14 protein-coding genes are annotated in these 16,735 nt (G+C 42.1%); 1 reads left to right on the top strand and 13 read right to left on the bottom strand.

The features are described from left to right. Positions 1-34: 34 nt before the first annotated feature. Positions 35-4,720 (top strand): SpaA isopeptide-forming pilin-related protein, encoded by a 4,686-nt coding sequence (locus ACEZ3G_RS13520; RefSeq protein ID WP_432426025.1) that lies wholly within the window; start codon positions 35-37, stop codon positions 4,718-4,720. Positions 4,721-5,115: 395 nt separating this feature from the next. Here the strand turns inward: ACEZ3G_RS13520 and ACEZ3G_RS13515 are convergent, their stop codons facing one another. The 13 genes from ACEZ3G_RS13515 to ACEZ3G_RS13455 form a co-directional block, all read right to left on the bottom strand. Then, positions 5,116-5,772 (bottom strand): class I SAM-dependent methyltransferase, encoded by a 657-nt coding sequence (locus tag ACEZ3G_RS13515; protein ID WP_432426024.1) that lies wholly within the window; start codon positions 5,770-5,772, stop codon positions 5,116-5,118. Positions 5,773-6,178: 406 nt separating this feature from the next. Next, the gene (locus ACEZ3G_RS13510; RefSeq protein WP_432426023.1) at positions 6,179-7,321 is read right to left on the bottom strand and encodes a serine hydrolase domain-containing protein; all 1,143 of its coding nucleotides are present in this window, start codon (positions 7,319-7,321) and stop codon (positions 6,179-6,181) included. A 46-nt stretch (positions 7,322-7,367) separates the two neighbouring features. Next, entirely contained in the window at positions 7,368-7,973 is a 606-nt protein-coding gene (locus tag ACEZ3G_RS13505; RefSeq protein ID WP_432426022.1) for a hypothetical protein, read from the bottom strand. Positions 7,974-8,135: 162 nt separating this feature from the next. Beyond that, positions 8,136-8,936 (bottom strand): alpha/beta fold hydrolase, encoded by an 801-nt coding sequence (locus tag ACEZ3G_RS13500; RefSeq protein WP_432426021.1) that lies wholly within the window; start codon positions 8,934-8,936, stop codon positions 8,136-8,138. A 251-nt stretch (positions 8,937-9,187) separates the two neighbouring features. After that, a complete protein-coding gene (locus ACEZ3G_RS13495) occupies positions 9,188-9,832 on the bottom strand; it encodes a hypothetical protein (RefSeq protein WP_432426020.1) in 645 nt (214 codons plus the stop codon). A 215-nt stretch (positions 9,833-10,047) separates the two neighbouring features. Beyond that, positions 10,048-10,665: a CatB-related O-acetyltransferase gene (locus ACEZ3G_RS13490; protein WP_432426019.1), complete on the bottom strand. Its 618-nt coding sequence runs from the start codon at positions 10,663-10,665 to the stop codon at positions 10,048-10,050. Continuing rightward, entirely contained in the window at positions 10,662-11,048 is a 387-nt protein-coding gene (locus tag ACEZ3G_RS13485) for a hypothetical protein (protein ID WP_432426018.1), read from the bottom strand. The genes ACEZ3G_RS13490 and ACEZ3G_RS13485 overlap by 4 nt, the downstream gene beginning before the upstream one ends. Continuing rightward, positions 11,045-11,917, bottom strand: coding sequence for an SDR family oxidoreductase (locus ACEZ3G_RS13480; RefSeq protein ID WP_432426017.1), 873 nt, complete (start codon positions 11,915-11,917; stop codon positions 11,045-11,047). Before ACEZ3G_RS13480 ends, ACEZ3G_RS13485 begins: the two co-directional genes overlap by 4 nt. Positions 11,918-11,942: 25 nt before the next feature. Further along, complete coding sequence (locus tag ACEZ3G_RS13475; RefSeq protein WP_432426016.1) at positions 11,943-12,401, bottom strand: hypothetical protein; 459 nt, start codon at positions 12,399-12,401, stop codon at positions 11,943-11,945. A gap of 21 nt (positions 12,402-12,422) precedes the next feature. Next, the gene (locus tag ACEZ3G_RS13470) at positions 12,423-13,502 is read right to left on the bottom strand and encodes a serine hydrolase domain-containing protein (RefSeq protein WP_432426015.1); all 1,080 of its coding nucleotides are present in this window, start codon (positions 13,500-13,502) and stop codon (positions 12,423-12,425) included. A 100-nt stretch (positions 13,503-13,602) separates the two neighbouring features. After that, positions 13,603-15,375: a helix-turn-helix domain-containing protein gene (locus ACEZ3G_RS13465; RefSeq protein ID WP_432426014.1), complete on the bottom strand. Its 1,773-nt coding sequence runs from the start codon at positions 15,373-15,375 to the stop codon at positions 13,603-13,605. 276 nt (positions 15,376-15,651) lie between these two features. Next, entirely contained in the window at positions 15,652-16,362 is a 711-nt protein-coding gene (locus ACEZ3G_RS13460) for a YebC/PmpR family DNA-binding transcriptional regulator (protein WP_432426013.1), read from the bottom strand. 69 nt (positions 16,363-16,431) lie between these two features. After that, positions 16,432-16,719, bottom strand: coding sequence for a 4a-hydroxytetrahydrobiopterin dehydratase (locus tag ACEZ3G_RS13455; RefSeq protein WP_432426012.1), 288 nt, complete (start codon positions 16,717-16,719; stop codon positions 16,432-16,434). Positions 16,720-16,735: the final 16 nt, after the last annotated feature.

The raw sequence follows: 16,735 nt of genomic DNA, 5'->3' as shown, positions 1-16,735 counted from the left end.
CTACGAGAAATTCACCAACTAAGACAGACCTGATATGAGAAAAATTACATTCTTGTGTGCTTTATTGCTCACTTTTATTACTGCTTTTGCCCAGACAACCCTAAGTGCTGGAGATATTGCCTTTTTGGGTATAAATACCGACGGGGAAACAGATACCGATGACAGCTTTGCCTTCATTTTGTTAAAAGATGTTGACGCTGCCACACAGATTATTTTTACGGATCGAGGTTGGAGTGATGTTACTGGATTCTCTTCTTTTGCCGGTGACGGTGAATTTACCTGGACTTCTGGTGTGGCCAGAACGGCAGGCGACGTTATTGTATTGGATTTTAGTAATTTGTCTCCACCGGCGGCTTCATTTACGGTATTAGGAGATCAACTGTTCGCCATACAGGGCAGTATCGCCAGCCCTACATTTATAGCAGGATTGCATTTTAATGTGGTATCTGGCGTAACAGATGATGCAAACTGGGATGGTGACGCAACGAGCAACACCACTTCAGCGCTTCCTGACGTTTTGACAACAGGCGATACCGCTATCAGATTGACAGGCCCAGGAGGAATTGAACAAGATAACTTTCAATTTAGTTGTGGTATAGCGGGTTGTCCCTTGTCGGGCACGCCCGAAGAAATTAGGGCAACCGTACATAATATTGCTAATTGGGTGAGCGATAATGAAAATGTCTATCCAGGTACGGTTGATGTTAATTTTGCAATTACAACAGGAGACCTTGTTGATATTTTCGCGACCAAACTCCAAGATGATGGAATCGGAGGCGTAAGCTTTGCGAACGATCCAAGACTCCCAGGATGGGAATTCACGCTCTATGATGAGAGTGGCAATGAGTTGGCCGATGGTATAACCGATGCCAATGGCGTGGTTTCCTTTGGTGCCTTTCCCGTTGGGACCTACACCATATGTGAAACCCCACAGCCTGGCTGGACCAACATATTAGGTGGAGGTGATACGGATCCGGAAGGGATGAGTCGCCCATGTACCCAATTCACGGTCGACAATACCGTTAGCAATAGATCGGTCAATTTCTGGAACTATGAGGTAGACCTTGTTGATATTTTCGCGACCAAACTCCAAGATGATGGAATCGGAGGCGTAAGCTTTGCGAACGATCCAAGACTCCCAGGATGGGAATTCACGCTCTATGATGAGAGTGGCAATGAGTTGGCCGATGGTATAACCGATGCCAATGGCGTGGTTTCCTTTGGTGCCTTTCCCGTTGGGACCTACACCATATGTGAAACCCCACAGCCTGGCTGGACCAACATATTAGGTGGAGGTGATACGGATCCGGAAGGGATGAGTCGCCCATGTACCCAATTCACGGTCGACAATACCGTTAGCAATAGATCGGTCAATTTCTGGAACTTCGATACCAATGAGGTGGACCTAGAACTTGAAATGAGCGTTGATAACGCCACGCCCAATGTTGGCGACCCTGTCACATTTACGGTGGTGGTGACCAACCAGGGCCCGAGTACGGCAACCGGGGTAGTGGTTACGGACCAATTGCCCAGTGGGTATACCTATACGGGCTTCACAACTAGCCAAGGAACGTATAACAGTGGTACTGGACAATGGACTTTGGGCAGCCTAGTGGCCGTCCAAAGCGAAACCTTGACGGTGTCGGCCACCGTAAATGCATCGGGGGATTATTTGAACCTTGCGGAAGTAACCGCGCAGAACGAAACCGATGTGGACTCTACCCCGGGCAATGGTGTGGATACCAATGGGGATGGTAATGTTATTGATGACCCGGGGGATGAGGATGATGGCGATGCGGCCACAATAGATGTGATTATTCCATGTGAAGTTTCAATTGACACCCAGCCCCAGGATGTAGAGGTCTGCGAATTTGAGCCCTATAGTTTTAGCGTTGGGGCCACTGGAAACGGAACACTTACATATCGTTGGGAATCATCGACTAGTGGAGGCCAATTTTGGACTAATCTTGATAATCAGACTGAAAGTATTATCAATGCGCCACAGGGTGCATTCGTCAATGCAGATGGATGGCTATACCGTGTAATAATAACTTCGGACAACGGTACGTCGAATGACCCCACGGACGATTGTTCGGTGACCAGTGAAGCGGCCACCTTAACGGTGAACCCGGCCCCTATGGTGGAGATCACCGGAAACGATAGCTATTGCCATGACGGGAACGGGGTTACCTTGGATGCCGGGGCCGGCTTTGCAAGTTATCTATGGTCACCGGGCGGCCAGACTACCCGGACCATTACGGCCTTGGAGGGAAGCTATTCCGTAACGGTTTCAAACGAATTGGGATGTGAGGCCACTTCGGAGGCTTTCATCGTAACCAACAACGAGCCGTTGACCTGTAGCATAGAGCAAGATAGGCTCGCAACGAACCATTTGACGCTAGACGGTGTTGCAACGGTGTACCCAAAAGGGGGCGCGGCAGAGTACACTTACCTTTGGGACAACGGTGAGAACACCCAAACAGCCACCACCTTGACCTATGGAATGCATACGGTGACCGTAACGGATTCCAACGGGTGTGAGACCACTTGTCAAATAGATATTGCCAAGGAACTATACTGTTGGACAAACTTGATACAGAACGTGAGCATCCGCGGAGGTAGCGATGGCGTTGCAAGTGTAAAAGGTAACGGGGGTTATCGGCCATATAGCTTTAAGTGGCAAGACGGCTCAACCGAGGAAGTGAACAAATCACTGTCTGCGGGTACCCATTATGTGACCATTACAGATGCCACGGGGGCCACATCGCAGTGTAGCGTGACCATATCTGAACCTGGTGAGGGTAGCTGCAATGATTTCATTTGCAGTGTTGAACAGGAAGAGCTTGCAACGAACCATCTAACGGAAGACGGGGTGGCTACCGTAAATCTAGAAGGTGGATCGGGTCCATTTACCTTTTTGTGGGACAATGGGGAGATTACCCAAACAGCGACTACCTTGACCTATGGTTTGCATTCGGTTACCGTTACTGATATAAATGGATGTGAGGCTGTCGGTCAAATAGATATAGCTAAAGAATTGTATTGCTGGATCAACCTTTATGGCAATGTAACCGTTCGAGGAGGAAATGACGGTTCCGCCAAAGTGCAAGGAAATGGGGGTTACCGACCATATACCTATCAATGGGAAGATGGTACAACAGAGCAGTTGAACACAAAGTTAAAGGCGGGCACTCACTATGTAACCATCACTGACGCCATAGGATTAACCTCCCGGTGCAGCATTACAATCACAGAACCCAATGGAGAAGTCTGCGATGGTATTGATAATGATGGTGATGGCGACATAGACGAAGGTTTCGACCAAGATGGCGATGGCACGGCCGATTGCTATGATAATTGTGACGATACGATTGACACTGACGGGGACGGCACTCCTGATTGTTCCGACCAGTGTGATGACAGTATTGACAGCGATGGCGATGGAACACCCGACTGTACTGATGATTGTGACGATACGATTGACACTGACGGGGACGGCACTCCTGATTGTTCCGACCAGTGTGATGACAGTATTGACAGCGATGGCGACGGAACACCTGACTGTACTGACGATTGTGACGATACGATTGACACTGACGGAGACGGCACTCCTGATTGTTCCGACCAGTGTGATGACAGTATTGACAGCGATGGCGATGGAACACCCGATTGTACTGACGATTGTGACGATAGGATTGACACTGACGGGGACGGCACTCCTGATTGTTCCGACCAGTGTGATGACAGTATTGACAGCGATGGCGACGGAACACCTGACTGTACTGACGATTGTGACGATAGCATGGATACCGATCAGGATGGGGTGCCTGACTGTATTGACGTTTGTCCTGGATCTGATGATACCCTGGATGCTGATGGTGATGGTATCCCAGATGGATGCGATATTGAGGTTTGCGATGGTGTAGATAACGATGGTGATGGAGAAATTGATGAAGATCTAAATTGCAACCCTGGATCAATTGACAAATGCGAAACGGCTTTTGCGAGATCTTCGGATGAAAATGTAAGGACTTGCTTCTTAGACATTCCCAATATAAGTGGGAATCGCTGGGGATGGACCAATGAGATTCCTTCTATAGATGGTATATATCAGATGGATCTTTATGCTGCTGCCGGGCAATGCGATATTGGCAAAGGAGCCCTGGTAGGAACCGTTGAAGTAACATTTTCCAACGGGTCTGTCAACGTTACGGTATCAACCCTAAACGATTATAAGATGACCGAGGCCCAATTGTATGTAGGCAGTAACTCCATACCTGTAAAACAGAACAATGGTAACTTAACCGTGGCGCCCGGGGATTACCCTTATTCAGATACGGTCAGTGGTGATTTCATTACCTACACATGGCAAAATCTGAATGCAGGCGATATGGATAGTTTTCATGTAATATTACACGCTGAGGTTTGCCCAATGGATGATGTTCAAAAGTATCGTACACCTGCCTTGGAATTGTCCGGATACCCAATTCCATTTAAAAATGACATAACGCTGGTGGTGAAATCACCAAACGATGTGACGGGAGAATTGTCCATTTATGATGGAATTGGTCAAAGAGTTCGAACTTTTGGTAAATACGATCTAAAGAAGGGCGTAAATGAGATTAACCTAACAACTGATAAACTACCGGCGGGAATGTATTATATATATGTTTCTACTGGAAATGGCAATCAGATTTTAAAAGTAATTAACAAACCATAAGGCTGATAAAAAGACAAAAAGCCACCTTGTGCAAGGTGGCTTTTTTTATGGTTTCAGGCGATATCATTTCTACGTCGTATGGTATACGTTCTGCCCATCATCGCCCTCTTTAATTATTCGAGTAGTTGTCGACAACGGCGGCTTCTTCGTCTGTCAATTGATTGGTCACTTGTGGAATACGCTCAAAATCCCGAGGAAAGGATTTCAATGCCCTGGTGCTCCCATTCCTTTAGAATGGCCCCGAAACTTTCGAAAGGCCCATAAATCGGCAATACCACTACTTCCTTATGGCTTCAACTATTGTTCGTACATAAATAGGTCATGATAGGCAATGTCATTCGCCTGAATTTACTTCGATGTAGACCAAAGCCTGCTATTCAACAGTTTAATGGTCCTTAGATATCCTCTACTCGACGATAGATTTCAATGTGCCAAGGGAAGGCCAGTGCATGCGAAACTCTTTTATATCCCTGTTGCTCGAACACTTGTCTGATTTGATTTACAGAGTGCACATAGGGTCGAAAAGAATTGTTTTTAAATCTTATGAATAGAGTGCCGAACCAAGATATGATTCTAGAAATCATACCATCAATGGGGTAACTCAGCGCAACATATGTTCTTGCTTGTTGACAGCTTATTTCAAGTATTTCCTTAAATTCAGGATAGCAGCAGACTACTTTGTCTAGTGTAATATAATCAGGTCGGTCGACTTGAGAATATACTTCGGTATAATCACCAAGAATGAAATGAGTTTTTGTCTCCCATCCATTTTTAGCAGCATGTTCCTCCGCTTGCCGCAGATAACCTGATGAGGCGTCGATAGATATAGTTTTTGACCCGCCCCGTTGAAGGAACCACCATTGCAGAGCACCGATACCGCCGCCCACATCAAGCAATGATTTACCTTCAATAGTCTGCCTAGTTAATTGTTGGATGATTTTTGCCGTTACCCTTGATGGACCATTTTTTAGATAGTGCCGATATTGTTTTTCTGCCGTTTTCCTGTCAAAAAACAAATCTGCGCCACAACAATGTTCTTTTACGGAGGTCATTTATTTGATTACTAAGTTCAAAAATATCAAGTTGCTGCAGGCTATTTAACGGCACTTTCAAAAAATGATAAGCCAATGGGCTTTTAACTATTGACTAAATTATTCTTATTCCTGCATGGTATGATATACGTTCTGTATATCATTAGTTTTTATTTAAAATACTCATAATCAAATAATTAAAAAAATATACAATAATGCTTGTTCGACATTTGTTCGGTAATTTATAAGTAAGCCTATTATAAAATTAAATATTTCTTACTCTTTTGATTTTTTTCTTACCAAAAATTCCTTGTAGATTTTAAGGTCTTCTTTCCAATCCGTTTTATGAACTGACTGTGCAAATACCGAAGGCGCTATGGGAATCATCAAAATAACGGCATAAACAATTCCTTTCCGAAATGAATACCTAGAAATACTCATTTTCTATAAGTTGAAGTAGGTTATACACTAATTTGAGGGTGCTTTTTGAAGCTTCCAATTGATTTAAAGTGCCTGATACGTAGGTGTCCAATTGCGGACAGTACCACAAAAAGGATGCAGTACTACCTGTATGCCCGATTACTTCCAAGTTTGTGTCATTATCAAAAAGGGTTGTAAAAGATACCTTTCGTATCCCATAACCGTATTCCATGCCTACCGTTTCATCGACCCATTGTTGCATCGCGTGGCGTGTATTCTTTTTTACCAATTTATTGGTGTTGTAAGCTTCAAGAAAGGTAATCAGGTCTTGGGTTGTGGACACCAAACCTCCTCCACCCCAATCGGCACTTAAACTTTTTAGCGTTGATAGTTCCATATCGTCAGCATAAAATTGGGCCATGGGCCGTTCATTCTTCAGCGATGATGATTTTAAATTGATATAGGAAGACTGCATCCCTAAAGGCTGAAAAATATGCTGTTTAAAAAACGCATCCAAGGAAAGGCCGCTTACCTTTTCGACCAGCAGTGCCAACAGCACATATTCCGTATCCGTATACTGATAGCCATCACCGGGTACAAAATGAGGTTTCATTTTTTCTTTGCTAAACCGAATCATTTCCTCGGGTGACCACGACTTATCCGTATCCATCAACAGCTGATTGATGATATTGGGACTACCATCTTCGGTTTTGTCCGTAAAATAATCTGGTAGCCCCGATGTATGCTGTAAAAGATGGGCGATGGTAATGTCTTTTGAGTAGTCCTTTCCATCCAATACGTGCAGCTTTTCAATTAGTGATTTTGGCAGATATTGTGCAATCTTATCTTCAAAACTCAGCTTCTTTTGGTCCTTTAACATGCCTACGGCGGTAGCCGTGAGCATTTTGGTAATACTGGCCGTGTAAAATGGGTTTTTAATAGTTATGCCATGTTCCGTTTCCACCTTACTTTCCGCCAACCGAACATCAATTCCTTTCGATTTGGAATGGACGTGCAGAAAAGCACTTTTGATAGGTTCCTTTTGCAATTCTGTCGTAAATAATTCCGCAATCTTTTGAGGTGCCGTCTGCTGACCAAAAGTCCATATGGAAACAAAGAGTACTATGGTTCGTATTACCTTATTTTTCATTGTATTGCTTTCGTTATGTAAGATACTTCATTTAAAATAGTCCTTATTAGAACCAACTGAACCCTAACCCTATGTTAAAGCTTACTGCGTCCCTATGTGCATCTCCTGCTAAAAATGCCCTGCCCATCACTAGCTTGGACTGCACGTTCAGCGCAAAATTTTTCTTCTTGTAGATTTCATAGCCCGTGCTGGCCATCACGGCACATCCAAAATTCCAATCATCATTTTCGTTGTCCTTAATGTCATAGAGTGCCGGTGAATCTATGGCCAAACCTATACCTCCATGAATCCACCAACGATCCTTTACCCAATATTGTAGGGACGGTATAAAGCCTCCAAAATGCCTGTCGTTGTCCTGAAATTCGTATAAGTTTCCAGGTAAAGAGACCGTAAGGGCGAGTTTATCGTTCAACATATGGCCGAACTTTAAATCTGGAAAAACAAACGTTCCCTGGGCTTTGTCAAACGTTTGATGGCCAGCACTATCTTCTATACCGATTATGCCTCCACCTACTTGGAATTCGAAGATGAAACCATCCCTCTGTGTTGTTGTTTCTGAATGTGCGTTTTGTGCATATGTTATACTGGATACGAATGCAAAAGCTACACAAGCCATTTTTAGTAAAATTTGTTCTTTAATTGTTTTACTCATGCCTTTGTTATTTAATTTTAATAGGTATTCGTGAATCTTTGATTTCATGATTGTTCGTTTTTTGATTGTTTTAAATTGATGTTACAAATTTGGGGTACCTATTCAAGCAAATCGTCTTGAATTATTATTTGAAACCTAGCTATTCCTTTTACTTTGGATTGATTACTTGTTGGCCGTCGCCAAAACATGGTATATCAAGTTTTGCATTTCTACCGATTTGTACATCGGTATTTGATGTCCCACATTTTTCAGCCGAAACAGTTGCTTTTTGGGTGCTTCTAGCCTTTCATAAAATTTTTGTGTGAGTTCAAAACCGGTGGTTAGATCGTTCTCCCCTATGAATACATACACGGGGATTTTAAAAAGGGTTCGATGCTTTAATGCCTTAATGCTATACAGTTCTTTATAAAGGGGCATCCATTGTGGCTCCCATTCCTTAAAGAATTTCATGTATTGACCAAATTCATTTTCTGGAATGGGAGTTCCCTTGTAATCACTGATCCATTTAAATTGAACGGCCATATCCTCGACGTTTTCATAAGGTATATGTACAGCTTTAAGTTGCCCAACGGCTTCCTTATTGTTCCGTGCCCTGTAGTGTTTTATCAGTTTGGCTTGGGTCGCATCTTGACTTTTTTGATTATCTATTACGGGACTAATGGCCACCAATGAGGCTATTTTATTTGGATATTTTGATGCCAAATGGAACCCTAAAACGGTTCCCCAAGAATTGGCTACCACTATCATTTTGTCTTTATGAAACGCTTCCAATAGATATTCCAAGATGTCCTCGGCATCTTGTGTCATAACCGAAAGGGAGGGCGATTTTAAATTACCGAGCGATGATTTTCCTGACCCTCTTTGATCCCAATGGACCACCAAGAAATGTTCTTCCAGAATATGGGTGATTTGTTCCCTGTGGGATGAGCTCGCCGCTCCAGGTCCACCATGTAAATACAGCATAAGCGGATTGCTTTTATTCCCTTTTATACTGATGAATTGCTTACTGTCCCTAATTTTCACAAATTGGGTGGTATCCACACGTTTTGAATCCAGCCTAGGGCTTTGCGCGAATAAAGTACAGGATAGCGCAATACAAATTACTGCTAATAGATATTTCATGATGTGGTGGCTAAAAAATTATTGGTTAAATCACTGTAATCCCAATTCTTATTTAATATTCCATGGAGGACTGAATCGCTTTGGGATTTTCATTAAAATTTGATTCCAACGTATAGATTCGGTTCAAAAAGGAAATAGGATTTCCATTTATTGTCTAATTGTTTAAAGGCGTCCGGGGTATTGGTATCGAACATCCAATTTTGAAAATGGACCTGTGGCTCAATAAAAATGCGCTTCTTTTTTCCGAAAGCAATATGATAACCCAAATGGTAAGACGTGTAAAGCTTGAATCCATTGGCTATTTTTTCATTGTTCAGGTCTAGATAGGTTTTGTATTGCGGTAGCACTTCCACCGTTGCAAACAGTCCTTTCCAAAGCATGCGTTGGTATGAAATTCCAATACCCGTTTCACGTAGGTAACCGGGATAGAATTCACTTTCGGAATCTATTTTATCCAGGAGTCCGTCCCACCACTGTATGCCCATGGGCTGAAACAATCTCCAAGTGGCGAATTTTACACCGATGATGTTTTTGGAATCCAATTCGCGCTTCACATGAAGCTCAATATGTTGGGTATTGGTTCTTTCGCCTCCTTTACCAATATTACCTAGGATGATGGCAGGAAAACTCACCCTGTACTTATAATCGGAATCATTACTCAGTATAGACTCCTTGTTACCCTGTGCAAAAACACTTAATGTGCAAAGTGTTAAACCGATGATGAATAGTTTTTTCATTGTAATGTGTTTTTAATTTTCGTTTTTGATTTGTTATGAATTGATGAGGCAAAGAAACTGTACACAGGAAGGCATATCGTCCTGAATTATGATTCAAAACCTTTTTGTTTTCCTTACTAATTCAAGGTTTTTGTATCGTGAAAAGAAAAGTTAGATGCACAAAAAAGGCTTAACCTTTTCAGTGTTAAGCCCTCTGGAACATACTATGTAAGTTTTTAAAACAACGCTTCAGGATTACTGGTGAGTTTCCCTAGATTTTGGGTGATTTTTTCTATATCCCAATCCCACCATTGTAGTTCCAACAATCTGGAAATGGTAGCCTCGGAGAAGCGTTTTTTAATTGGTTTTGCAGGATTGCCCCCCACAATGGTGTAAGGTTCCACATTTTTTGTAACCACCGCTTTTGTGGCAATAATGGCACCATCTCCTATGTGTATTCCCGGCATAATCGTTGCCCCGTGGCCTATCCATACATCATTGCCGATAATTGTATCCCCTTTTGTGGGATAGCTTTTGCCCTGCATGGCATTTTGCCAGGCACCTCCAAATATGGCAAAGGGATAGGCCGTTGCGGCTTCGGTGAGATGATTACCACCGTTCATAATAAAAGTAGCACCGGAGGCGATCATACAGAACTTTCCAATGATGAGCTTGTCCCCAATAAAATCAAAATGGTATTTGACGTTTTTTTCAAAGTTGGCAACATCTTCAAAATCATCGTAATAGGTATAATCTCCCACTATGATATTCGGATTTGTAACGATGTTTTTCAGAAAACAAAGCGTATCGTAGTTTGATAAGGGGAAGCGGGTATTTGGGTCCGGAGCTTTCATGGATTACGTTTGGACATTTTAAATAAACTTAGCGCTAAAATAAGGGTAAGCAGGGCTTGCGCTTTTTCAAAAATACTTTCAGCCAGTACATTCCCAAGGGTATTGAGCACAAAATATACGGAAAACACCAATAACCATCTGTTTAGGGTTTTCTCTTGCCATTTATTGGGAATTACTTTGGTTTTCATTAAAATCAAACTGCCTAAAAACAGCATAACCAAAAGTGCTACCCATTCTAAAATTAGGATTGTTTTGGGTTCCACTATTTTTCCTCCCCAAACCACATGGGATGGGATAAATTGCAATAAAATCAGTATATGAAATAGAACGTAGGCCATTACAATACCCAGCGCAATTCTTCCAAAAACGTTTATTTTTTTCATTTTGGTGCTATATTGTTTTGAACTACTTCCTTATAAAAATCCTCCAAATGATGGGTCCCTAAACAGGGAGCAATACAATCCTCTGCCATTAAGGTGAGAAAAAATTCGATGGGTCCATAGGTTTTGACACTGGTAAAAGTTCGCAAAAACCAAATGGTCAGTTTTCTGGACCAATCCGGCAAATGCACAATTTTAATGGGCTTGTTCAAGGTTTTTAGTGCAAGTTCACTTATTTCATTCAAGCTTAGAACATCCGGACCTCCAATGGTCAATTCTTTGTTGCCATCATCCAAGGCAGCTACAATGGTCCTTGCTAGGTCATCGCCATGGATAGGATTGAATTTTTGATGACCGGAACCGAACAAATAAACACGTCCCGATTTCGCCATTTCTAAAAAATCCTTCATATCCGAGAAAAAACCATTCGGCCGTACGATGGTATAATGCAATCCCGAAGCTTTCAAATCATCCGCAAACTTTTCCTTGGCCTCAAGGATTTTTAGATTGCGGTGTTTGTCCCCATTAATGGCGGACACGTACACAAAGTGTTTTACATTCGACTTTTTAGCTTCTTCCAACAAATTCAAATTGGCCTGATAATCGACATCCATGTAGGTAAGACCGTCTTTTTGCCTGGTGATGCCCACGGTAGAAATTACGGTGTCAATGCCCTTACAGATATCACGTAAGGTCTCAGGTCGTGTTACTTGGGCCTGTTTTATTTCCAAATAATTCTCATGGTCATTTTGCAAGCTATCGGGATTGCGAACAATGGCTACGACCTGATTTTTCCTTTCGATGAGGACTTTCAATAAGAAACCACCCAAATAGCCTGTAGCGCCTGCCAATAATACGTTGGTATGTTTCATCACTAATAAAGATTTAAAGGGTTTTTCAGTCCAGTTTTCTTTTAAAAATATATCGGGTTATAAAAATCCCATTATCGTCATTTCTACCCGCGTCACTTTCCACAGCACTGGTTACGAACACCAAATCCCAACCTTCCGTAAGCATGTCCGTCAGTTTTGATGAAATCAAGGCATCGTTCGCTACAATATTTTGAAAGCGTATGCCGCCCAAATTGTAAAAGTTCAACAGTTTCGTTTCTTCAAAGTTTTTAACCCTAATGTCCTTTCTCTTAGAGGTATTCCGGGAATTATCGTCATCCGTTTGTTCGGAAGTGAATTCTTTGTAGTTCCTTTCATCGTTGGATGAGAGTATACGTGATCGCCCCAATCCGCTTGAAACAATAGATTCTACACTTGTTATGACTTTAACTTCATAGTCTTGCTGACTAAAAACAGGATTTACACAAAATGTGTACAAGGCAAATAATACTACTAATTTTTTCATGTCTCTATAATTGAAATATTTTTAATTAAACGCTGTGGTCAATACGTGTTCTATAATCGTGTTACGTTGCGTTCCCGTATCGTCTTGCTGATTGCTTAACAGTACAATCGTGGCATCATATTCCGGTATAAAACCGATCATACTCCAATAGCCATTAATATCGCCACCGTGCCAGTACATGGTGGTATTGCCCTCTTGTGTGGTAAACCATCCCAAGCCAAAATCCACATAGCCACTTGGAACATCTTTGGCAAATATTTCCGACTTTTCAGCTTCGGTAAACCAATCCGTTTTTACGGCATTTGTCCAGGTTTCCATATCGCTTGGCGTACTACTGAAATCGCCTGCCCCAAAAGGAATTTCCATAGGATACGAACTGTTAGGGCTTCCATTCAAATAGCCCTGTGCGTGGGTATCGCTGTCAATCTCATCCGTCCCTTTGTAGGATCCTGACATTACCAACGGATTGAAAATTTTCTGCTGCACATATTCGTGATAGGGCATTCCCGATACCTGCTCCACCAACAAGGCTGCAATGAGGTAGTTTGAGTTGCAATACTCTTTGTTGGACCCTGGTGTAAAATCGAGTCCATTTTCAAGAATCAATTCCTTGATAAGGTCATAAATAGTCCCTTCATCCAAAGTTCCCCCTTGTTCGTAAGCGCCTTCAGCCAGTAATTGATACTCTGGTATACCGGATTGATGGGATAGTAACTGGGCAATGGTAATTTGATCACCATTCGGGAATTCGGTATCAAATTCATCCAAGGTTTGATCAAAGCTTTGGATCAACCCGTCACGTTTTAATTGTACTACCGCCGCTGCCGTAAGTGTTTTGGTAACCGAACCTATTCGGTACCCTAGGTTATCCCCTTGGGGCAATTCCGTGTCTTGATTGGCCCATCCAAAACCCTGGCGTACCAAATCCTTCCCGTTTTTGGTGACAATGGCATAGCCTTGAAACCCGATATCGGTGAGGACAGTTTCAATGGTGGTGTCGTTGGGATTGGGTGAAGTGGTGTCGTCTTCCTTAGAGCAAGATGTAAAAAGCCCTAAAAGGGATACCATGAAAACGACTAAGCGTTTGTGTAAAGTTGTCATAATTGTTCGTTTTTTGATTTATAATTTTGATGCAAAGATTGACCGTAAGTACACATCAATCGTTCTGAATTATAATCTGAAACGAACTAAAGAAGATGAATCATGAATTGGACTTCATCCAAGCCCTAGGGGTTATCCCCTCTATTTTTTTAAAGTAGGTATTGAACACACTTTTGGAATTAAAACCGCTGTCATAGGCCAATCCAAGAATGGTCAAATGCGAGTTTTTGGGGTCCAGGGCAATGGATTTAAAGCGTTTTAGGCGGTATGAATTCACAAAATCATTAAAATTTAGATCAAAGGCGGTATTGATCAGGTAGGATATTTTATTGGTGTTGAACCCTAGGACATCGGCCACGAATTTTAAACTCAATTGCGGATTCAAAAAAGGTTCCTCTTCCTCAAAATAGGTAAGCAGTTCCTCTTTTAAGGCCGCTATTTGGGAAGCATCTAATATAGTAGGTGTTGATTTTTCTTCCTCTTCCACGGGGGATGCAATATCCGAAAGGCACAGGTTGGAATGGTGCAAATCCGAAAAACCATTCATCCCGTGTAAGGGTTTCAAAAAAGGTTCTTGCCTGTAATTGATGATTTGGCCACGCCTGCGGTCGATCATTTCCTTCAAACGGGAAAAACCTAGCGCTTTATGGTTGGAATTACTTAAAATATAAAGGTCGTAGGGAACAAGCATGGTTTCGTTGCTTTCACTAGCTGTCCATCGTGATACAATTTCCTTCGGGACTTCAACAGACTTTTCATTGATAAGCCGGAACAACCATTTTTTCTCTTCGACTAGTGGCGTGTCCTTTATAAATTCTTCAAATTGCTGTTCTTGGTTTAACCATATCAAACAAAAACACTTTGAATGATGCGCTAGGGCTAATTCCGGATTAAGGATTAGGGCATAATCTACACTTTCCAAAGCTTTATCAAATTGACCTTGATAGTAGCAGATATGGGCAAAAGTGTAATGATTGTTTGCCGACAGCGGGTCTACATCCAAAAGTTTGTTGGCATATACTAAGGCCTCGTCAAAAAAGCCGAGGGCAATGAACAGTTCCGCCATAGCTTCCAACCCATCGATGTGATTCGGATTAATGGCCAAGACTTTATTGATATGGAGGTACGTATTTTTGAAATCCCATTCCCCCCAAAAAAACTTACCCACAAAGGAATGCGGATATTCGGGTAAGGAGGTGTCTATTTCTTTTGCGATCAAAAGATTGCCAATGGCCAAATCCATAGCTTCTTGGTAGGGCATATACCCCCACATGGCCAATAAGCCGTAGCATTGCAAATTGGCATAATAGGCTTTCGCATAATTTTTATCCAAGGCAATTGCCTGATTATAATAGGTTATGGCCTGGTTAAGGCTTTCCGGGGTCCATTTCAATTGTAACGATCTTCCTTTTAGAAATAATTGATAGGCATCAATATTGCTCGTAGGTTGGTCGATCAAATGCTCCTGAACTTCAAAGTGCCCAAAATTGTTGCGCACCTCGTCTGCAATCGCAAGACTGATCTCATCCTCCAAAACAAAGATGTCTGTCAATTCACGGTCAAATTTTTTTGACCAATAATGGGTGCCATGGGCAACTTCAATGAGCTGTGCAGTGATCCTGACCCTTTTATCGGACTTCTTTATGCTACCCTCAAGAATGGTATCTACGCCCAATTGCCAGCCTATTTCCCGTATATCGATATCCTTTCCCTTAAAGGCAAAGGAAGAGGTCCGGGCAATAACCTTAAGTTGGTTAATTTTTGTGAGTGCATTAATGATTTCCTCGGTAATCCCATCGCAGAAATAGTCATTGTCAATATCATTGCTCATATTGACAAAAGGTAAGACCGCTATGGACTGCACACTTTTCATTTCTTATCGAACTCAGTAAAATGCCGATTAATCTTGACTGAGGTAATTTGGGAAAGTTAGATATTTTGATTTGACCATCCCTAGGGATAAACTTTGTTTTTCAAAATTTAGATAAAAGCTGTGTTCAACTCATAAGTGCAACACACTTATTTTTGAGTACTTCGATAGGATTGTCATAATTAATATTCAAAAACTACGAAACTTGAAGTGTATAATGATGTACAAAACTTATCTTCTAAAATATAATTAAGTTACTGAATATCAGATTAATAAAACTTATTCCTGCATGGTATGATATACGTTCTGTACATCATCGTCTTCTTCGATTTTTTCGAGTAGTTTTTCGACATCGGCGGCTTCTTCGTCTGTCAATTGTTTGGTCACTTGTGGAATTCGCTCAAATCCCGAGGAAAGGATTTCAATGCCACGGTGCTCCAATTCCTTTTGAATGGCGCCGAAACTTTCGAAAGGTGCATATATCAAGATACCGTCATCATCGACAAAAACCTCTTCGGCCCCGTAATCGATCATATCGAGTTCAAGTTCTTCCGGGTCGATGCCCTCTGCCGGAACCCTAAAATTACAGGTATGGTCGAACATAAATTCAACAGAACCCGAAGTGCCCAAGCTACCGTCACATTTGTTAAAATAGCTTCTGATGTTCGCAACGGTACGGGTATTGTTGTCAGTGGCCGTTTCGATAAGAATGGCGATGCCATGCGGTGCGTAGCCTTCAAAAAGCACTTCTTTGTAATCGCCCAAGTTTTTATCGGATGCCCTTTTTATGGCACGTTCGATATTGTCCTTGGGCATATTGACCGATTTTGCATTTTGAATGACCGCACGTAAGCGTGAATTGGAATCTGGATCTGGCCCACCTTCTTTTACGGCAATGACAATATCCTTTCCAATACGTGTAAAAGCCTTGGACATGGCCGACCAACGCTTCATTTTTCTTGCTTTTCGAAACTCAAAAGCTCTTCCCATTTCTTTCGTTATAGATTATAATGGCTGCAAATTTAAGAAAAAGTCGAGGTATCGTTTTGCAATAACGCTCTATTCAGGGTCTATAATTCGTTCTATCGCATGGGCGAGCTCAAAGTCTTTTTCGGTAACCCCTCCCGCGTCATGCGTATTCAACCGTATATTCAAGGAGTTATAAATATTGCTCCAATCCGGATGGTGGTTCTGGGCCTCACATTCAAATGCGATAAGGGTCATGACTGAAAAAGCTTCCTTGAAATTTGTGAACTCGAAAGAGGTCTCGATGGCCCCGTTGACATATTCCCAACCTTCAAGTTTTTCCAATCGCTCCTCTATGGTTCGTTCCGACAATTTTTCCATGGATTCTTTTTTGGCC

Origin of the sequence: Meishania litoralis (assembly GCF_042611095.1) — a bacterium.
In the GTDB taxonomy this organism is placed as follows: domain Bacteria; phylum Bacteroidota; class Bacteroidia; order Flavobacteriales; family Flavobacteriaceae; genus Meishania; species Meishania litoralis.
The sequence above is the reverse complement of the archived record's forward strand: the minus strand, read 5'-3'. Positions and strand labels throughout refer to the sequence as shown.